The sequence below is a fragment of the Nocardia pneumoniae NBRC 100136 genome, from assembly GCF_000308755.1.
Classification (GTDB): Bacteria; Actinomycetota; Actinomycetes; order Mycobacteriales; family Mycobacteriaceae; genus Nocardia; species Nocardia pneumoniae.
This window is the reverse complement of sequence record NZ_BAGF01000070.1, coordinates 25,136-46,645: the sequence shown is the minus strand read 5'-3', so window position 1 is coordinate 46,645 and position 21,510 is coordinate 25,136. Positions and strand designations below refer to the sequence as shown.

Below are 21,510 nucleotides of genomic sequence, written 5' to 3'. Positions count from 1 at the left end.
CCGATGACCGCCTGACGCGCCAGGCGACGTGTGGTGGCGTGGTCATCGCCGGGGTGGCGTGTTCATTTCCGTGTCGGGTGTCCGGAGCTCGCCGCATTCGCCCGCCGCGGTGTGGATTTCGATGACCGGATTGGCGTCGGCCGAATTGCCGCTGTCGGGTTGGTCGGCGCGCGTCCCGGTGGAGCCGGGCGGTGTGTCGGGGCTGTCGATGTCGGTCCAGCAGGCAGTCGGGTCTTTCATCCCGCGCAGCACGATGGTGTCGTAGAAGGTCCACTTGGCGCTTTCGTGGTCGGCGGCGGCTCGGATCACCGCTTCGCTCACCAGGATCCGCCGCGGCACTTCTTTCGCCGCGGTGGTGAGGCGGGCCGCCTCGTTGACCGCGTCGCCGATCACCGTGAACTCCAGCCGGGTGTTGGAGCCGACGTCGCCGGCGAAGACCCGGCCGCGCGCCACGCCGATGCCGATGTCGAGTTCGCCCGTGGCGAGCACCTCGTCGCGGATGCGGCGCGCGGCGCGCAGGGCCGGAGTCGCGTTGTCGCGCAGGGCTATCGGCGCCCCGAAGACGCACAGCGCCGCGTCGCCCTCGAACTTGTTGACCAGCCCGTTGTTCTCCTCGGTGGCCGCGACGACGATCGCCAGCAGCCGGTTGAGCTTGGCGACGAACTCCTGCGGCGGCAGCCCCGTCGACAGCTCCACCGACCCGGTCACGTCGACGAACAGCGCCGAGACATCGCGCACGTCACCGGTGAGATCGACGCCGCGCGCGAGCGCGCGTTCGGCGACCTCCGCCCCGACGTGCCTGCCGAACACCTCCCGCATCCGCTTCCGCTCGCGCAGGTTCGCGGCCAGCTCGTTGACCGAGTGTTCCAGCCTGCCGATCTCGCTGGTGCTGCCGACCGGCACCCGGACGTCCAGGTCGCCCTGGGTGATCCGGTCCAGCGCCCGCCGCAGGGTGCGCATCGGCGCGGCGACGGCACGCGCGAGGAAGGCGGTGGCCAGCGCGCCGACACCGAGGCCGACCGCGGACAGGTAGATGGCGGTCCGGACCCGATCGGGCGCGGCGGCGGCCGGGTCGGCCAGCACGACGATCAGCATGAGCAGTGGAAGCGCCGCGGCCACCGCCCAGGTCACCACTACCCGCATGAGGACCGAGGAACTCCAGTGCATCGTCCAGCCGAGGATCCCGGCAACCACCGGAATGGTCGGCCGGATCAGCCGGTCCACGATCAGGAAGGTGACGGCCGCGGACTCGAACGCGCCGATCGTGAACAGTGCCGTCGTCACGCCGGGGTCGTTCTGCGGGCTCAGATGCGCGAAGATCGCCGTCGCGACGATCACCCCGGGAATCCACAGCGCGAGCGCCCGCATGCTGATCGCGATCGGCAAGCGCAGCAGGCGTCGTGCCTCCGCGTCGGTCGGTCGTCGCCCGGCGTCGAGCCAGCCGAAATACACCTTGCGGTCGCGCACCGCGAGAACGACGCCGGCCACGAACCCCACCGCCGGATAGATGCCGACGAATACCAGCGTCCGCAGCCAGTCCGTGCCGAGCCGGCCGAGGAACCCGTTCAGCCACAGCTGGGTGACGATCACCGCGAGACCGCTGAGGTTGGCGGTGGTGACCACCACGGCCAGCCCACCCCGCGCCTTGAGCGCCCACAGGACGAACTTCGAGATCATCGGGTTCGCAGCCCGGATTGCCGCACTACACGAGGTCTCGCCGCCTTCGCGATCCGTGCGAACGCTCCCGAGCCCACCGATGTCCCGCGGGCGTCGATCGGCCGCACGAGCAGGAAACGCCCGGCACTACCCGGCGCCGCCCCGAGGCGGGGCGGGCTCGGCACGACTGCCCGCTCCGGCAGGGCGATGCCGCGGAAGGCAGCGACGAGGAACACGAACGAGCAGCATAGAACCTGGAGTGGGCTCAGCGCAGGACCACGAGCCACACCGCGGCGTAATGGGTCAGCGCCGCGAGGACCGTAGCCGCATGGAAGAACTCGTGGTGACCGAAGACCGTCGGCCACGGGTTCGGCCATTTGGTCGCGTAGAGGATGGCGCCGCCGCTGTAGAACAGGCCGCCGATCAGCAGCAGGATCAACGGCGCGATGCCGATCTGGTTGTTCAGTTGCCCGGCCACCGGCACGATGGCCCAGCCGAGCAGCAGATACAGCGGAACGCCGACCCAGCGGGGCGCGGTCGGCCACAGCAGTTTCAGCGCCACTCCGGCCAGCGCCCCCGCCCAGACCACGGTCAGCAGTGTCTGCCCCGTGCGTCCGGGCAGGCCGAGCAGGGCGAACGGTGTATAGCTGCCCGCGATGAACAGGAAGATCATCGAGTGGTCGGCCCGCTTCATCCGGATGCGGGCGCGTGCGGTGGGCCAGGTCACCCGGTGGTAGACCGCGCTGATGCCGAACAGTCCGCACACGGTGACGCCGTAGACCAGCGTCGACCATCCCGCCGTCGCCGAGACCGTGGCGGCCGTGGCGATGAGCACCACGGCCGCGATCGCCGCGATGCCGACGGCCCAGGTGTGGATCCAGCCGCGCATGCGCGGTTTGACGAGCGCCTCCGCGAGCGCTTCGCCCGCCGAGTGGGAGCCTGCTGTGACCAGTGCCGCGTCGGCGGCGCCGACCGATTCGGACACGAGTACCTCCTAATAGACGCAACCGGACGAGTCCGTCCGTAGCCCCACGCCGGGCCGGGCGAAAGGCGAGCCGACCGCCCAACTTAACCCGCGGGTAACCTACGGAAGCGTAAGTTTGAGCTCCCTGCCACTGTACCGGCGTATCGCGGTCGATGCCGAGATCGTGTCGTCGAGGCGTAGGGTTGCCCGCGTGGAACTTCCGAGTCAGGTGCGGGGTCTGCCGTATCGCATCTACGAGGCCCGGCTGTCCAGGCAGCTGGCCGGCAAACAGCATCCCCGGCACGTCGCGGTGATGTGTGACGGCAATCGCCGCTGGGCGCGGGAGAACGGTTTCACCGACGTCAGCCACGGTCATCGGGTCGGCGCGCTCAAGATCGCCGAACTGGTCGGCTGGTGCGAGGCCGAGGGCATCGAGATGGTGACCGTCTACCTGCTGTCCACCGAGAACCTGCAGCGCGATCCGGACGAGCTGGAGACGCTGTTCGAGGTGATCACCGACGTGGTCGAGGAACTGTCGGCGCCGGAGCAGAACTGGAGCGTGCGCATCGTCGGCACGCTCGACGGCTTCCCCGAGCTCATCGCCAAACGGCTGCGTACCGCGGCGGAGCGCACCGAGGGACGCAATGGTGTGCACGTCAACGTCGCGGTCGGTTACGGCGGCAGGCAGGAGATCACCGACGCGGTGCGCTCGCTGGTCCGCCAGGAGATCGCCGCGGGGGAGACGGGCGAGGACCTGGTCCAGTCGATCACCGTGAACGCGATCGGCCAGCACCTCTACACCTCCGGTCAGCCGGACCCCGATCTGGTCATTCGAACCTCCGGCGAGCAGCGATTGTCCGGGTTCCTGCTGTGGCAGAGCGCATACTCGGAAATATGGTTCACCGAGGCGTACTGGCCGGAGTTCCGGCGGGTGGATTTCCTGCGGGCGCTGCGCGACTACGCCGCGCGCCATCGCCGCTTCGGCGTCTGAGTCGATCTCGGCCCGGCGGGGCCGCCGCCCTCGCGTGTGTCGCTGGGTGACATGAGCGAGCAAACGATCGGCGCGGCCGAGCCCTCGCTCCTGACGGAGGCGAGCGTCGGCGAGGTGGAGCCATGAGTGAGGTGCCTGCCGGGATGGGGCGGCATGGGCCGGGCGATTTCATCGGCTACGCCGAGTTCGGTAACCGCTTCCTCGAGTTCGCTGCCTCCGAAGAACGCATCTCTGGCGCGTTCGGTCAGCTGACCGGCGGTGCCTTCGATCTCGGTCCGATCGGCGTCGGCCCGGGGCGGTTGGCGAAGGTTACCGCGGAGGTCCAGCTCGGCCGGTCGCGGCTGCGCCGCCTCGGTGGCGAGCTGATCTCGTTCGAGCTGGTCATCCCGTTCGATCTCGACCTGCTGTTGGACTTGGCCGTCGATCGGCAGCTATTCCACGTCGAGGGCACTGTTCACCTGCACCTGACCGTGCGCACCGCTGCCCCGTTGCGGGTGGTGATCGACATTGCCGAGCCGCGTTCGGCGGATGTGCACGTCGATGTCGCCGCCGCGACCAGGCGCGGTCAGGTGCTGCGCATTCTCGCCAGCGTCGATCACGAGGTCAGGCGATTCGTCGCCCGCTATATCTCCGCCGAGATCCGCAGGCCGGACATCGCCGCGGCGTGCGATATCGATGTCGCCCGGCGCCTCGATGAAGCGTGGAAGCTGTAAGCGGAATCACAACTTACGAAGTCGCAGCCGGTTGATGGTGTGGTCGGCATCCTTACGCAGCACCAGGGTCGCGCGCGGCCGGGTGGGCAGGATGTTCTCCACCAGATTGGGGCGGTTGGTGTTGTTCCAGATCTCTTTCGCGGCGGCCGTCGCCTGCTCGTCGGTGAATCCGGAGTAGTGGTGGAAATGCGCGTTCGGGTCGGCGAACGCGGTCTTGCGCAGGGTCAGAAAACGCTGCACGTACCAGTTTTCGATGTCCTCGATGCGCGCGTCGACGTAGATCGAGAAGTCGAACAGATCCGAGACCATCAGCCGTGGACCGGTTTGCAGCACGTTCAGGCCCTCCACGATCAAAATGTCGGGCTGCCGGACACAGTGCAGCTTTCCCGGCACGATGTCGTAGGAGATGTGCGAATACACCGGGGCGCAGACTTCCGCCGCACCGGCTTTCACCTCGGTGACGAAGCGCAGCAGCTTGCGGCGGTCGTAGCTCTCCGGGAAACCCTTGCGGTGCATGATGCCGCGCCGAGTGAGTTCCGCGGTGGGATAGAGGAACCCGTCGGTGGTGACCAGGTCGACGCGCGGGTGGTGATCCCAGCGCGCCAGCAGCGCCTGGAGCACGCGGGCGGTGGTCGACTTGCCGACCGCGACGCTGCCCGCGACGCCGATCACGAACGGCACCTGCTGGTCCGGGTGCGTTTCGCCGAGAAAGGTCGCGGTCGCGGCGAACAGGCGCTGGCGCGCGGCCACCTGCAGGTGGATGAGACGAGCGAGCGGGAGATAGACCTCCGCGACTTCCTCGAGATCGATCTGCTCCCCGAGGCCACGCAGGCCGATCAGCTCTTCCTCGGTGAGCACCAGGGGAGTCGACTTACGTAGTGTCCGCCACTGTTTCCGGTCGAATTCCACGTATGGACTCGGCTCGCTCATCCGTGCCACTTACCCGACACTCCACTTCGGCAAACACGCACAGTTACCGCGCGGATCCGGTGAGATTCGGTCTAGCTGTCGCCGCATAGCCGAATTCTGCTCTGCGTCGCGACGACGTGCTGAGTGGGGTCCACTATCGGCTGGTAACGAGGCGGTGACCAGGGCGGGGAGTCCGCGGGGACCGCTCGGCGGCGAACCGATCTTCTCGACCCCGGATCGGCATTGACGACGTCATCGAGGTCCAGCGCGGTGGTCAGGAGCGGTCCGGTGAGTTCCGGCATACCGATCGGGTGCGCGGGGATCTCCAAGGGCGGCTCACCGCGAGTAGCCGGGCTGTCCGCGAATAATGCGGATTCCCCGCCTGAGTGACCGGAATGCAATTCCTGGTATGCGTCGGAAAACCATCCGCCCAGTCCGCTGACGCGCATCCCTCCCTACTCGGCCGCGCGGTCGCGCAATTTCGACCTAGGTATGCGTAGGACCTGTTCGCGGATTGCTATCGATGTGGGCTGCATTACACTCGTTTCCCGCGTCCTCGGCCCTTTCGTTTAGCCCCAGCAGTTCTGTGGCAGAATGTGTCTGCGCTGACCAGAAGGGGCGCTTCGGTGCGGCGATCGGAACGGGGTGGGCAAACGAAATCCCAGGTGAGAGGGCTTTTTGTCGAGACTGCGGTGAGCTTCGGGCCCGTATCGGCGGTATGGACCGTGGCCGCGCACCGATTTATCGAGTCATGCCGAGTGCGCCGAAACGGCGCCGAGTAAGTCGGCATAGTTTCGATGCGCCGTATTGGCTACCGGTTATTCCCTCATGTGGGAATAACCGGTAAGGGGTTTTTGGTAGGGTAATTTCTTTCTTCGCGACGGTGCGGTATTTGGTTCGCGAAGCGTGGTTTGTTTTAAATGAGTTTCTTCATGCAAAATGCCGCTCAGCGGCGAGAGGTGAAATGCGGGAATGAGTAGGGATCGTCGTGCCTCGCGTGGTCGTCGCCGGGTCGGTCTACTCTTCGGGGGTCTGCTCACAGCAGCTGTGGAATCAGCGGCTGACGTCGTCGCCGTGCGGTTCAACCCCTCGGGGGATCCATCCGATGATCGGCAGTTGACCTACCGGGAGCTCGACGAGTTGTCGTCGCGGTGGGCGCGCGAGCTCATCGCGCGCCGGATCGGCGCCGGTGACACGGTGGCCATCGGGATCACGCGCAGCATCGAATCCGTGCTGGCCGTATGGGCGGTCGCGAAGACGGGCGCGGCGTACGTGCCGGTGGATCCGGTGTATCCGTCCGAGCGGATCGCGCACATGCTCTCGGATTCGGGCGCGGTGCTCGGGTTGACCACCACGGCCCACCGCTCGGCGTTCGGCACGGATGTCGATTGGATCGAACTCGATGATCCGGTGCACGCCGAGCGAGTCGCCGGGTTGCCCGGCCACCCGATCTCCTACGCCGACCGGGTACGCCCGATCGATCCCCGGCACCCCGCCTACGTCATCTACACCTCGGGTTCGACCGGGAAACCCAAGGGCGTGGTGGTCACCCACACCGGACTCGGCGGGCTGGTCGCCGCGGCGCGGGAAGGCCTGCGCGTGCGGCAGGGCTCGCGCATCCTGCACGTGTCCTCGCCCAATTTCGACGCCTCGGTGCTGGAGCTGCTGGTGGCCTTCTCGTCGGGGGCGACGCTGGTGGTGGCGCCACCCGACGTGTTCGGCGGCTCCGAGCTGGCCGATCTGCTCCGGCGAGAGCGGGTCACACACATCGTGATCACGCCGGGCGCGCTGGAATCGGTGGATCCGGCCGGGCTCGACGACCTCGAGGTGGTGGAGGTCGGCGGCGAGAAGTGCAGCCCGGAGCTGGTGGGGCGCTGGGCGCGGGACGGGCGGCTGTTCGTCAACGGGTACGGGCCGACCGAGGTGACGGTGTGGGCGACCTTGAGCGGGCCATTGCGGCCGAGCGAGCCGATCACGATAGGCACCGCGATCTCTGGGGTGGGCGCGTTCGTGCTGGATGCGCGGTTGCGGCCGGTGCCAGCGGGCGTGGTGGGGGAGTTGTACCTGTCGGGGCCCGCGCTGGCCGAGGGTTATCTGGGGCGGCCGGGGCTGACCGCGGAGCGGTTCGTGGCCAGTCCATTCGGTGCGGAGACCGGTGAACCGGGCGCGCGGTTGTATCGGACCGGTGACCTGGTGCGGCGCAACGAGGCCGACGGCACCCTCGAGTACCTGGGCCGATCCGACTTTCAGGTGAAGATCCGCGGCTTCCGCATCGAGCTGGGCGAGATCGACAACGCGCTCACCGCCCATCCCGCGGTCGATTACGCGGCCACCCTCGGCAAGACGCTCCCGTCCGGTGCGAAAGCCCTGGTGTCCTACGTGCTGCCGCATGCGGGCGCCGATGTGGACACAGCAGAACTGGCGGCATTCGTCGGTGCCAGGTTGCCGGAGTACATGGTGCCCGCGGCGATCGTGGTGCTGGACAAGATTCCGCTCACCCCGATCGGCAAGCTGGACCGCAACGCGCTGCCGGACCCGGTCTTCGCCGGACGCGACTTCCGTGCGCCCGTGACCGAGGTCGAGTCCATCATCGCCGAGGTGTTCGCGGCGGTGCTCGGTGTCGAGCGGGTGGGTCTGGACGACTCGTTCTTCGCGCTCGGCGGCGATTCGATCCTGTCGATCCAACTGGTGTCGCGGGCCAAAGCGCGCGGCGTCGTGTTCACCGCTCGGGATGTGTTCGATCATCGCACGGTCGCGGCATTGGCCGAGGTCGCCTCGCTCGACGGCGCCGCGGAGCAGCATCGGCTGGCGGAACTGCCCGGTGGCGGGGTGGGCGAGATCCCGTTGACGCCGATCATGGCTGCGACGCTGGCCAGCGGCTCGTCGTATCAGCGGTTCTCGCAGACGATGGCGCTGCGGCTGCCCGCGGGCATCGATCGGGACACCTTGGTCGCGACCATCGGCGCGGTGTTCGATCACCACGACGTGCTGCGCGCACGGTTGCTCCGCAATGGCCAGGTGCGGGAGGGAACCGCAGCGCCCAGCGCGTCGTGGCTCTTCGAGGCGCTGGAGCCCGGCGCGGTGGACGTCGGCACGCTGGTGCGACGGGTCGAGCTGCCCGCCGACATCGACGATGCGGAATTGTCTCGGCGGGCGAGTGCCGAGTACGACGCGGCCCTCGGGCGGCTCGATCCGTCGAACGCGGCCATGGTGCAGTTCGTCTGGTTCGCTTTCACCGGCGCCACCGACAGCTCCTCGGATACCGGGTTCGCATCGCGTCGCGATGTGTTGCTCGTCGTCGCCCACCACTTCGTGGTCGACGGCGTGTCGTGGCGGATTCTGATTCCGGATCTGGCCGTGGCGTGGTCGCAACTGGCCGGGGGACAGCCGGTGGCGCTCCCGGCCAATGGAACCTCGATGCGGCGCTGGGCGCACGCCCTCGTCGAGGCGGCGAAGCAACCGGCGCGTGTCGCCGAACTGCCGTTCTGGCAGCAGGTTTCGGCTATCCAGGACCCGCCGCTCGGTGCGCGCGCGTTCGATCCGGCGGTGGACACGTTCGCCACCGTCGACCGCGTCGAGGTGACGTTGTCGGCGGAGGTGACCGACGCCGTGCTGACCGCGATCCCGGGTCGGTATCGCGGTGGCGTCAACGATGGCCTGCTGTCGGCGCTGGCGCTGGCGGTGAGCAAGTGGCGCGGCGACGCCTCCGGCGGCACGGTGCTGGTCAAGCTGGAGGGTCACGGCCGCGAAGAGGAGGTCGCCGCTGGCGCGGACCTGTCCCGGACCGTCGGCTGGTTCACCAGCGCCTACCCGGTCCGGCTGGATCTCGCCGGAGCCGATGTCGATGCGGCGTTCGAGGGGGGCAAGCCCTTGGGCGACATCGTGAAAACGGTGAAGGAGCAGCTGCTGGCGATCCCCGACAAGGGTCTCGGCTACGGCCTGCTGCGCCACCTGAACCCGGAGACGGCCGCGCAGCTGGGTGACGCGGGCCAGATCAGCTTCAACTACCTGGGCCGGGTGTCGGCGGGGGAGATCCCCGCGGAACTCGGTGAGTCGGGTTGGGTGCCGGTCGCGGACCTCGGGCAGTTGGACGCCGAGATGGATCCGGACATGCCCGCCAACGGCGTGATCGACATCAACGCGATCGTCACCGACGGCGCGGACGGTCCGCGGCTTGGCGCGTCGTTCGCCTTCCCGCGCGGGCTGTTGTCGCGGGAGCGGGTACGGGAACTCGCCGATCTGTGGGCCGCCGCGCTCGCCGCGCTGGCTCGGCACGCCCGGCGGCCGGAGGCCGGTGGCCTGACGCCATCGGACCTGCCGCTGGTCACGGTCGGCCAATCGGATATCGAGGTATGGGAACGGGATTACCCGGCGCTGGCGGATGTGTGGCCGCTGTCGCCATTGCAGTCCGGCCTGCTGTTCCATGCCCTGATGGCGCAGTCCAGCGTCGATGTGTACATCACGCAGGCGCGGGTCGAGCTGGGCGGCAGCCTGGACGTCGAACGGCTGCGGGCGGCGGCGCAGGCGGTGCTGGACCGCTATCCGAACCTGCGGGCCGCGTTCGTCACCGACGCCGATGGCCACCCCGTGCAGCTGATCATGGACCGGGTCGAGGTGCCCTGGCGTGAGGTCGATCTGACGCACCTGGCCGAGGCGGAGCGCTCGGCGGAGCTGCACCGGTTGGTGACGCTGGAGCGCGAGACCCATTTCGATATGTCGGCGGCGCCGCTGATGCGGTTCACCCTGTACCGCACGGGCCTGCCGGGAGGGGCGGGCACCGGCACGGCGGTCGGCGAAACCACGCAGTGGCATTTGGTGATCACCAGCCATCACATCCTGCTCGACGGCTGGTCGAACCCGCTGCTGCTGCGCGATGTGCTGGTGCTGTACGCGACGCGGGGTGATCAGTCCGCTCTGCCGCGGGTCGCGTCCTACCGGACCTTCCTGAGCTGGCTGGCCGGCCGGGATCAGGAGACGTCGCTGCGGGTGTGGGCGGAGGCGCTGTCCGGTGTGGACGAGCCGACGCGGCTCGCTCCGCAGCCGAGGACGGCCGAGCGGTACGAGATCGGGAAACTGATCACCGAGATCGACGCCGACGGCGCCGGACGGATCACCAAGCGCGCCGCCGAGCTCGGCGTCACGGTGAACACGCTGGTGCAGGCGGCGTGGGGGGTGCTGCTCGGGCGGCTCACCGGTCGCGGTGACGTGGTGTTCGGCGCGACGGTGTCCGGCCGCCCCGGCGAGCTGACCGGCGTGGAATCCATGGTGGGCTTGTTCATCAACACGCTGCCGGTGCGTGTGCGTGTCGACGATCGCCTCGCGGTGGGCGAGCTGCTGGAGCGCCTGCAACGCGATCAGGCCGATCTGCTCGACCACCACTATGTTGGTCTCACCGATATCCAGCGCGCGGTCGGCGCCGGAGCGCAGTTCGACACCCTGCTGATCTTCGAGTCGTACCCGATCGACCGGGACGCGATCGCCGCCGTCAGTTCCGTCGACGGCATGTCGGTGACCGGCGTCGGCCTTCAGGACGATACGCACTACCCCTTGACGCTGCTGGTGCACTCGGCGTCCACGATCGAGCTGACGTGGAAGTATCTGGCCAGCCGGTTCACCGCCGACGAGGTGGACGCCCTTGCCGCACGGCTGCTGCGGGTGCTGGAGGCGCTGGTCGGCGATCCCGGCGCACGGGTCGGCGATATCGACATCATGCTGACCGGCGGTGAGCGCGATCGGATCCTGCGGGACTGGAACGACACCCGGCATCCGGTCGAGCCGGAACTGCTGCTGGACGGCTACCGCCGTGCGGTGCGGACGCATCCGGATCGGGTCGCGGTGGTCTACGAGGGCCAGGAGCTGACCTACCGGGAGTTCGACGCGCGCGTGAATCGGCTCGCGCGGCTGCTCATCTCGCGGGGAGTGGGCGCGGAATCGCTGGTCGGCCTCGCGGTCCGGCGTTCGCTGGACCTGGTCGTCGGAATGTACGCGATCATCACCGCGGGTGGCGCCTACGTGCCGCTGGATCCGGATCATCCGGACGAGCGCATCCAGCACGTGCTGAACACCGCCGAACCGGTGTGCGTGCTCACCACGACCACCGACGCCGTGCCCGTGCCGGACGGGATTCCGGTGCTGCACATCGACACCCAGCGATGGAGTGCGGGGTCGCGCATCGACACAGTCGATCTGGACGCCTTCGACGGCAGCCCGGTGCGCGCCGAGGAACTGTCGCGACCGGTGCGGCAGGAAAACCCGGCGTACGTGATCTTCACGTCGGGCTCCACCGGGCGCCCGAAGGGTGTCGCGGTGTCGCACGGCGCGATCCACAACCAGATCACCTGGATGCTCGCCGAATATCCGTTGAGCGCCGACGACGTGTACTTCCAGAAGACGGCCACCACCTTCGACGTCTCGCTCTGGGGCTACTTCATGCCGTTGCGGGCCGGTGCGAAACTCGTCGTCGCCACGCACGACGGTCACCGCGACCCGGTCTACATCGCGGAAACGATTGCCGCACAGCGTGTTACCGTCACCGACTTCGTTCCCTCGATGCTTGCGGTGTTCGCCGCCCACACGGCGGCCGGTGCCGTCCCGACGCTGCGGCACGTGTTCGCGATCGGCGAGGCGCTGCCGCCGGAAACCGTCGCCGCGCTGCGCGCGATCTCCGACGCCGCCGTGCACAACCTGTACGGACCGACCGAAGCCGCGGTATCCATCACCTACTGGCAAGCGTCCGGCGACGAGTTCACCAGAGTGCCGATCGGGTCGCCGCAGTGGAACAGCCGCGTCTACGTGCTGGATTCGCGGCTGCGGCCGGTACCGGCCGGGGTTCCCGGCGAACTGTATCTGGCCGGTGACCAACTGGCTCGCGGCTACGTGGCCCGCCCCGACCTGACGTCGGATCGATTCGTGGCCGACCCGTTCGGCTCTGGCGAGCGGATGTACCGGACCGGGGATCTGGTGATCTGGCGCACGCCCGGTCGCGGCGACACCCCGGCGGATTCCGGCGTGCTGGAGTACCTGGGCCGCACCGATTTCCAAGTGAAGTTCCGCGGTCAGCGCATCGAGCTCGGTGACATCGAATCGGCCCTGCTCGAGCAGCCAGCGGTGAGCCAGGCCGTCGCCGTGGTGGTGCCGTCGGAACTCGGCGATCAGCTGGTGGCCTACGCGGTGCCCGCGCCGGGAGCCGGGATCGATCCGGCGCGGCTGCTGCCCGCGTTGGCGCGGACCCTGCCCGCCTACATGGTTCCGGCCACGGTCGTGGAGCTGGCCGCCTTCCCGCTCAACACCAGCGGCAAGCTGGATCGCAAGGCGTTGCCGCGGCCGACGTTCACCGGCCGGGAGTTCCGGGCGCCGTCCACCCCCATCGAGGAGATCGTGGCCGGGGTGTTCGCCGACGTGCTCGGCGTGGACCAGGTCGGCGCCGATGACGACTTCTTCGCCCTCGGAGGCAACTCGCTGGTCGCCACCCAGGTGGTGGCCCGGCTGAGTGCGGCGCTGGACGCGCGGGTGTCGGTGCGGACCCTGTTCGACGCGCCCGTGGTCGCCGAACTGGCGGCGCGGATCGTGCCGGGCTCCGGCGCCGCCGCGAGTCGTCCTCCGCTGACTCGGGCCACGCGACCGGATCCGGTGCCGCTGTCGCTGGCGCAACAGCGCATGTGGGTGCTCAACCAGGTCGACACCGAATCCCCGGCCTACAACCTGCCGTTCGCGCTGCGGCTCACCGGCGCCCTCGACGTGCCCGCGTTGCGGCAGGCCGTGCTGGACGTGCTGGAGCGGCACGAAGCGCTGCGCACACGGTTCCCGGTGGACGGCCCGGACGGTACTCCGCACCAGGAGATCCTGTCGGTGGCCGAAACGCTGCCGGACGGGCTGGAGGTCGAGACGGTCGCCGCCGCCGACCCCGGCCAGGTAGCCAAACTGCTGTCCGCGGGATTCGACGTCACCGAGCATCCGCCCGTGCGGATCCGGCTGTTCTCCGGCCCGGCCGACGACGAACATCTGCTCGTCTTCGTCGTGCACCACATCGCGGCGGACGGCTCCTCGCTCGCGCCGCTGGCGCGGGACCTGGTGACGGCATATCTGGCGCGTGTCGGGGGCAGCGCACCGGGCTGGGCGCCGCTCGAAATCCAGTACGCGGATTTCGCGGTCTGGCAGCGGGCGGTCATCGGCGCCTCTGACGAGGAGAACTCCATCGCCGCACGGCAATTGGCGTACTGGAGGCAGCAGCTGGCCGGGATTTCCGCCGCCTCGCAGCTGCCGCTCGACCGTCCGCGTCCGGCGATGGCGTCGCTGCGCGGTGCGTCGACCGGCGTGGTGGTGCCCGCGCCGGTGCACGAGGGCATCGCCCGCCTCGCTCGCGAGCACAATTCGTCGCTGTTCATGGTGGTCCACGCCGCATTGGCGGCGCTGCTGGCCCGGTTGTCCGGTGGCTCCGACATCGCCATCGGCACGCCGATCGCGGGTCGAGGCGCGGCCGCCCTGGACGATCTGGTCGGCATGTTCGTCAACACGCTGACGCTGCGCACCGAGGTCGATCCGGCCGCCACGTTCGAGACGCTCCTCGACCAGGTCCGCGAGACCGACCTCACCGCTTTCGCCAACGCCGACATTCCGTTCGAACAGGTGGTCGAAGCGGTCCTCTCCGGTTCGGGCGGCGCGGGGAATCCGCTGTTCCAGGTGATGCTGTCGTTCCAGAACACCCAGCGGCCATCGCTGGAACTGCCCGGTCTGACGGTCTCGGCGCTGGAGACCGACGAGGACGTGGCGAAATTCGACCTCCAGGTCATCGTGGAGCCGCGGCACCGCCCGGATGGAAGGCCGGACGAGCTCATCGTAGTGTTCACCTATGCGTCTGAGCTTTTCCACGAAGCGACCGCACAGCGGCTCGCTCGACGATTCGAGCGGGTTCTCGCCGCTGTCGCCGCTGATCCACGCGCGATCGTCGGTGAGATCGGCATCGTCGACGTCGCCGAACAGGATCGGGCGCTGACCGCGCCGGTCCGGCCCGCCGCGTCGAGTACAGCCGAGCAGGTCGGTGTCACGCTGCTGCCGGAGCTGCTGGCGGGGGCCGTGGAGAGCAATCCCGATGGTGTCGCGGTCGTCTATGCGGACGCCTCGACGCGGTTGGGCGAGATGGAGTACGTCGACCTCGACGATCGGTCGACCCGGTTGGCTCGGCTGCTGATCGAGCGCGGCATCGGCCCGGAGGATCTGGTCGCGATCGGCATTCCGCGGTCGATCGACTCGGTGCTCGCGGTGTGGGCCGTCGCCAAGACCGGTGCCGGGTTCGTGCCCGTGGATCCGAACTATCCGGCCGACCGGGTCGCGCACATGGTCTCGGATTCGCGCGCCGTGCTCGGACTCACTGTCGCCGAGGTATGCGCTGACCTGCCCGAAGAGGTGGAGTGGCTGGTCATCGATACCGATGACATCGATCGACGGCTCGATGACTACTCGGCCGCGCCGATCGCCGACGTGGATCGCACCCGGCCGCTGCGCGCCGAGCACCCGGCCTATGTCATCTACACCTCCGGCTCGACCGGCAAACCCAAAGGCGTGGTCGTCCGGCAGGCCGGACTGTCGAGCTTCTGCGACGAGCAGCGCGAGCGCTATCGGGTGACCAGCACGTCACGGGCCTTGCATTTCGCGTCGCCGTCGTTCGACGCGTCGGTGCTGGAACTGCTGCTGGCGGTGGGCGGCGCCGCGACCATGGTCGTGGCGGCGCCGACCGTCTACGGCGGGGCGGAGTTGGCCGCGCTGCTGGGCCGGGAGCGCGTGACGCACGCGTTCATCACCCCCACGGCCCTGGCGTCGGTCGACCCGGCCGGACTGGACAAGCTCCGCGTGGTGATCGCCGGTGGCGAGGCGTGCCCGCCGGACCTGGTCCAACGCTGGACGGTCCCGATCGCCGGGCGCCGCACCCGCGAGTTCTACAACGGGTACGGGCCCACCGAGACCACGATCATGACCAATATCAGCGCGCCGCTGGTGCCGGGGGAGACCGTCACCATCGGCGGGCCGATCCGTAACATCACCGAGTACGTGCTGGATCCGCGGCTGAAGCCGGTGCCGGACCTGGTCGTCGGCGAGTTGTACATCGCCGGGGCACAGGTGGCGCGCGGATATCATGAGCGACCGGGGTTGACCGCCGCCCGTTTCGTGGCGAATCCGTTCGACCCGAGTGGGGACCGCCTGTACCGGACCGGCGATCTTGTGCGTCGGACCGCCGATGGCAAGCTGGAGTATCTGGGCCGCAATGACTTCCAGGTGAAGATCCGGGGGTTCCGCATCGAACTCGGCGAGATCGACGCGGTCCTCGGCGCGCACGACACCGTCGACTTCGCGGTCACCATCGGGCACGAACTCGCCAGCGGCGCGACCATTCTCGTCTCGTACGTGCATGCCGCCGCCGGTGCGACCGCCCGGCCCGACGAGCTCGTCGCGTTCGCCGAACGCAGCCTGCCCGCGCACATGGTGCCCACCACCGTCATGGTGCTGGACGAGATCCCGCTGACCCCGGTCGGCAAACTCGACCGTGCCGCGCTGCCCGCGCCGGTGTTGCAGGCCAGGCAGTATCGGGCGCCGTCCGGGCCGTTGGAGGAACTGGTCGCGGGCGCGTTCACCGAATTGCTCCGCCCGGCGACGCCGGTCGGGGCCGACGACGACTTCTTCGAACTGGGCGGCAACTCGCTGATCGCCACCCGGGTGATCGCGCGGCTCGGCGCCGCACTGGACGTCCGCATCCCGGTGCGGTTGCTGTTCGAGGCCTCGACAGTGGCCGCGCTCGCGGCGCGCCTGGGCGAGGATTCGACCGGGACGGGTCGTCGGCCGTTGACCGCCGGTCCGCGGCCGGAGCGGATTCCGTTGTCCTTGGCGCAGCAGGGCATGTGGTTCCTCAACCGCTTCGACACCGCCTCGGTGGCCTACAACGTGCCGCTGGCGGTGCGGTTGACCGGCGTCATCGATACGGACGCGCTGCGGACGGCGATCGAGGATCTGGTGGCTCGTCACGAGATCCTGCGCACCATATATCCGCACCAGGATTCCGGGGAGGCGCAGGACACTCCCGTGCAGGTGATCCTGCCAGTGGCACAGGCGGTTCCGCGCTTCGAGATCCGGGCCGTCGCCCCGGCCGACGTCAGGGATGCCGTCGTGGCCTTGGCGGGTACGGCTTTCGACCTCACCACCGACGTGCCCCTCAGGGTGGTGCTGTTCGACCTCAGCGGCGACAGCCCCACCGCACCCGAATACGTGCTGGCGATGGTGGTGCACCACATTGCCGCCGACGGGTCCTCGATCGGCCCGCTGACCCGTGATCTGATGACCGCGTACGCGGCTCGCTGTGCCGGTGCGGCTCCCGCGTGGGCGCCGTTGCCGGTGCAGTACGCCGACTACAGCCTGTGGCAGCGGGAGGTGCTCGGCGCCGAAGACGATCCGGAATCCTTGGCGGCCAAGCAGATCGCCTACTGGAAGCAGGCATTGGCCGGGCTGCCGGATCAGCTCGACCTGCCGTCGGATCGGCCGCGTCCGCTGACGCGTTCCTACGCCGGTGGCGGCGTGGCGGTGCGCATCGACGCGGAAACCCACCGCGCGCTGGTGGAATTGGCCCGAGCCGAAGGCGCGACCCTGTTCATGGTCGTGCACACGGCGCTGGCGGTGCTCCTGGCGCGGTTGTCGGGCACCGACGACATCGCCATCGGTTCGCCGGTCGCCGGGCGGGGCGAGGCGGTGCTGGACGACCTGGTCGGCATGTTCATCAACACCCTGGTGTTCCGCACCGGATACGACGCCGGGGAGACCTTCACCGATCTGCTCGGACGGCAGCGGACGACCGATATCCAGGCGTTCGCGAACGCGGACGTGCCCTTCGAGCGGCTGGTCGACGCGCTGAAACCGGTCCGGTCGACGGCGCGGCACCCGCTGTACCAGGTGGCGCTGTCGTTCCAGAATCTGGAGCCCGTCACGCTGGAGCTGCCGGACCTCACCGTCTCCGGCCTGGATATCGGTACCGAGGTATCGCAGTTCGACCTGCATTGGATGGTGGGCGACACCTACGACGACGCGGGCACGCCCACCGGGATCGGCGGCGTGGTCAGCTACGCCGCCGACATGTTCGACCACGACACCGTGCAAGGCTTCGTCGACCGGTTCGTGCGCCTGCTGTCCGCGATCGCCGCCGACCCCACGGCGGTGCTCGGTGACATCGAGGTGATCGATCCGGCCGAACGTGCGCGGCTGCTGTCCGACGCGGCCGACACGGCGCATCCGGTGTCGGCGGATAACCTGCTGACCGGCTACCGCCGTTCCGTCGCCGCCACACCGGACGCGGTCGCCGTGGTGCACGACGATACGGCCTGGTCTTATCGGGAATTCGACGCACGCGTCAACCGCTTGGCCCGGTACCTGATCGGGCAGGGGATCGGCCCCGAGTCCGTGGTCGCCCTGGCGATGCCGCGTTCTCCGGGGCTGCTGGTCGCGATGTACGCGGTGCTGACCGCGGGAGGCGCGTACCTGCCCCTTGACCTCGATCATCCCGCGGGCCGGATCGCGTACGTGCTGGAAGTGGCCGAGCCGGTGTGCGTGCTCACGGACAACGGCAATCCGGTACCCGATTCCGGGGTTCCGGTCCTCGATGTCGACTCCCTCGACTTGTCGGCGTACTCGGCCGATCCCGTCGCCGCGGGCGAGCTGCGCGCGCCCCTGCGTGCGGACCATCCGGCGTATGTGCTGTTCACGTCGGGGTCGACCGGCCGCCCCAAGGGTGTGATGGTGTCGCACGGCGCGATCACCAACCAGATCGAATGGATGGCCGCGCAGTATTCGTTCCGGCCCGAGGACGTCTACCTGCAGAAGACGGCGACGACGTTCGACGTGTCGCTGTGGGGATTCTTCGTTCCGCTGTGGGTGGGTGCGCGACTGGTGCTCGCCGCACCGGGCGGCCAGCGCGATCCGGAGTACATCGCCGGTCTGATCGCCGCCCACCAGGTGACGGTCACCGACTTCGTCCCCTCCGTGCTCCAGGTGTTCCTCGCCGCGGCCGAAGCGGAGCAATTGGCGTCTCTGCGTGCGGTTTTCGTCATCGGTGAGGCTTTGCCGCCGAGCACCGTCGCCGAGTTCGCCGCGTTGTCGAGCGCCGGGCTGCACAATCTGTACGGTCCGACCGAAGCCGCGGTGTCGGTGACGTACTGGCCCGCGTCCACCAACGACCGGGCCACCGTGCCGATCGGTGTCGCGGAGTGGAATACCCGGACCTATGTGCTGGACTCCCGCCTGCATCTGGTACCGGCGGGCGTGGTCGGCGAACTGTATTTGGCCGGAGACCAGTTGGCGCGCGGCTACCTGCGGCGTGCGGACTTGACCGCCGATCGATTCGTCGCCGACCCGTACGGGCCGCCGAGCGCCCGGATGTACCGGACCGGTGACCTGGTGCGCCGCCGCGCCGACGGCGTGCTGGAGTATCTGGGACGCAGCGACTTCCAGGCGAAGATCCGCGGCCACCGGATCGAGCTGGGCGAGATCGAGGCCGCGCTGCTGGCCGAGTCGTCCGTCGCACAGGCTGTGGTCGTGGTGACGGCGTCGGACAGCGGCGACCAGCTGGTCGCCTACGTGGTTCCGGCGGCGACCGACCTCGCGGTCGACGCTCTGCGCGAGTCGCTGGCGCAGGTGCTGCCGTCGTACATGGTGCCGTCGGCCATCATGGTGCTCGATTCCTTCCCGATGAACGACAGCGGGAAGCTGAATCGGGCCGCGCTGCCGCAACCGGTGTTCCGGGCCCGCGATTTCGTCGCACCGGCGACTCCGACCGAACGGGCGGTCGCCGAGGTGTTCGTCGACGTGCTCGCCATCGCCAGGGCCGGTGCGGAGGACGATTTCTTCGATCTCGGCGGCACCTCGCTGCTCGCGTTCACGTTGCAGCGCGCGCTGACCGCCAGGCTCGGCGTCGACGTGCCGATGGCGGCGTTGTTCACCGCGCCTACCGTGCGCGGCCTGGCTGCCCGCATCGACAACCTGGACGAGCCCGCGGCGGTCCCGGCCGACGACTCCGCGATGATCGCCGCCGATGCGGTTCTCCAGCCGGAGATCGATGGCGCCGGTGCCGCGCCGCCCGCGGAAACCGCGCGGGACGTGCTGCTCACCGGTGCGACCGGGTTCGTCGGCGCGCACTTGCTCCGCGAATTGCTGACCGGTACCCGGGCACGCGTCTGGTGCCTGGTTCGCAGCGACGACGACGAGCGGGCGCTGAAGCGGATTCGCAACGCCCTGGAGAAGTACCGCATCTGGGAAGACGCCTACGAACTCCGCATCGTCGCTGTCGCAGGCGATCTGGCGGCACCCCGCTTCGGGCTCGACGAGGCCGGCTATGACCGGCTGGCCGAGCGGATCGACGCGGTCTACCACAACGGTGCCCGGGTGAACCACATCGAGCCCTACGCGCGGCTGCGCGCCGCCAATGTGGAGGGCACCCGCGAGGTGTTGCGGTTGGCGACCACCGGCCGGATCAAGCCGGTGCATTTCGTGTCGACCGTCAACGCGGTGATTCCGGCCGCTCCCGGACCGGATTTCCGCGGCCCCGAGGACGTGGTGCTGGACGTCGGCGAGGTCTCCCCGAACGGGTATGTGGCCAGCAAATGGGTTGCCGAGCAACTGATCCGGCAAGCGGGCGCACGCGGTGTGCCGGTGAACATCTACCGTCCCGGAATCGTCTCCGGTGATCCGCGGATCGGCGTGAACAGCGCGGACGACTCGTTCTGGAACATGATCCGCGCGGCCGCCATCCTCGGGCTCGCCCCCGACACCGGCGACGCCGACACCGCGCTGGTGCCGGTGAACTACGTGGCCCGTGCCATTGTGGCGCTGGCGGCCGAAGCCCCCAGCGGGTCGGCCTATCACCTGGTGAACCCGCAGCGGGTGGCGATTCGCGACATCTTCCAGGCCTTGCGCAGGCACGGGATCCCGGTCGAGATCGCCTCCATCGAGGAAATCGCCACCAAGCTGGCCGAGGAAGCCGCGGCGCGCGACGCGGCCGGTGATGACTCGCTGGTGCGCGCCGCCCTGGTCAGTGGCAATTACGGCGGGGTTGCGGTCTCCGTCGACGACACCCAGACTCGTACGGAGCTCGCCGGGCACGGAATCCATTGCCCGCCGATCGATACGGCCGCGCTGGACGCGTACGTCGAGTCCTTCATCGACTCCGGGTTCTTTCCCGCCCCGAGCGATAACAGCGCACGCTGAGTGATCAGCCCCATTCGGAAGGAAAGCATGACCACACAAGCCGAGTCACGTCCCGCCGCCGCCTCGGGCACCTTCGCCCTCGGCGGCGACCTCCCGGTCCATCGCCTCGGCTACGGCGCGATGCAGATCACCGGCGAGGGCGTATGGGGCGACCCCAAGGATCCGGATGAGGCCGTGCGCGTCCTTCGCCGCGCCGTGGAACTCGGTGTCACCTTCATCGACACCGCGGACTCCTACGGTCCGTTCGTCAGTGAAACGCTGATCCGCAAGGCGCTGCATCCGTACGCCGACGACGTGGTCATCGCGACCAAGGGCGGCCTGACCCGGCCCGGTCCCGGTGACTGGCGTCCGGTCGGCCGCCCCGAATACCTGCGCCAGCAGCTCGAATTGAGCCTGCGCCACCTCGGTCTGGAGCGCATCGATCTGTATCAACTGCACCGGATCGACCCGAAGGTGCCGCTCGCCGACCAACTCGGTGAGCTGGCGCTGCTGCGGCAAGAGGGCAAGATCCGGCACATCGGCCTCTCCCAGGTGACCGTCGCCCAGCTCGAGCAGGCCCGCAAGATCGTCGACATCGTCTCGGTGCAGAACCTGTACAACCTGGCCAACCGGGAGGCGGAGGAGCTGCTCGAGTACGCGGAGGCGAACGACATCGCGTTCATCCCGTGGTTCCCCATGGCCACGGGTGAGCTCGCCCGCCCGGGCGGTGTCCTGGACACCTTCGCGCGCGAGGACGCCAGCCCGTCGCAGCTCGCGCTCGCCTGGCTGCTGCGTCGCTCTCCGGTGCTGCTGCCCATCCCCGGCACCTCCAGCGTGGCGCATCTGGAGGAGAACGTCGCGGCCGCCACCATCTCGCTCACCGACGCGGAATACGCCGCCCTGTCCGAGGTCAGCGCTCCCGCGCCGCGTGCTCGCCGCTTCCGGCTGCCGAAATTGACCCGCAACTGATCGGACAGCCGGTACGACTTCGCCCTGGTTGCCCATGGCGCCAGGCGATTTCGGCCTTCCGGCGATAGAGTGCGGCAAACCCCGAGTTCGACGAG

General features: G+C 68.9%; 7 protein-coding genes. 4 read left to right on the top strand and 3 right to left on the bottom strand.

Annotated elements, in window-relative coordinates; translation table 11 throughout:
- Window positions 1-42: 42 nt before the first annotated feature.
- A complete protein-coding gene (locus tag ON34_RS22225; RefSeq protein WP_051022976.1) occupies window positions 43-1,677 on the bottom strand; it encodes an adenylate/guanylate cyclase domain-containing protein in 1,635 nt (544 codons plus the stop codon).
- Between the two features lie 244 nt (window positions 1,678-1,921).
- Window positions 1,922-2,608 (bottom strand): PAQR family membrane homeostasis protein TrhA, encoded by a 687-nt coding sequence (gene trhA / locus ON34_RS22220; protein WP_373291972.1) that lies wholly within the window; start codon window positions 2,606-2,608, stop codon window positions 1,922-1,924.
- Between the two features lie 223 nt (window positions 2,609-2,831).
- Here trhA and ON34_RS22215 point away from each other — a divergent pair, with 223 nt between their 5' ends.
- A complete protein-coding gene (locus tag ON34_RS22215; protein ID WP_040782506.1) occupies window positions 2,832-3,611 on the top strand; it encodes an isoprenyl transferase in 780 nt (259 codons plus the stop codon).
- Between the two features lie 122 nt (window positions 3,612-3,733).
- Complete coding sequence (locus ON34_RS22210; RefSeq protein WP_051022975.1) at window positions 3,734-4,324, top strand: hypothetical protein; 591 nt, start codon at window positions 3,734-3,736, stop codon at window positions 4,322-4,324.
- A 6-nt stretch (window positions 4,325-4,330) separates the two neighbouring features.
- Here ON34_RS22210 and coaA read toward each other — a convergent pair whose 3' ends face one another.
- Window positions 4,331-5,263 carry a type I pantothenate kinase gene (coaA, locus tag ON34_RS22205; protein WP_040782501.1) on the bottom strand — a complete coding sequence of 311 codons (933 nt, stop codon included), beginning with the start codon at window positions 5,261-5,263 and terminating at the stop codon, window positions 4,331-4,333.
- A gap of 1,002 nt (window positions 5,264-6,265) precedes the next feature.
- Between coaA and ON34_RS22200 the strand changes: the two genes are divergently transcribed.
- Window positions 6,266-20,467 (top strand): non-ribosomal peptide synthetase, encoded by a 14,202-nt coding sequence (locus tag ON34_RS22200; protein ID WP_444543832.1) that lies wholly within the window; start codon window positions 6,266-6,268, stop codon window positions 20,465-20,467.
- A 27-nt stretch (window positions 20,468-20,494) separates the two neighbouring features.
- On the top strand, window positions 20,495-21,415 hold the full coding sequence (locus ON34_RS22195) for an aldo/keto reductase (RefSeq protein ID WP_040782806.1): 921 nt from the start codon (window positions 20,495-20,497) through the stop codon (window positions 21,413-21,415).
- Window positions 21,416-21,510: the final 95 nt, after the last annotated feature.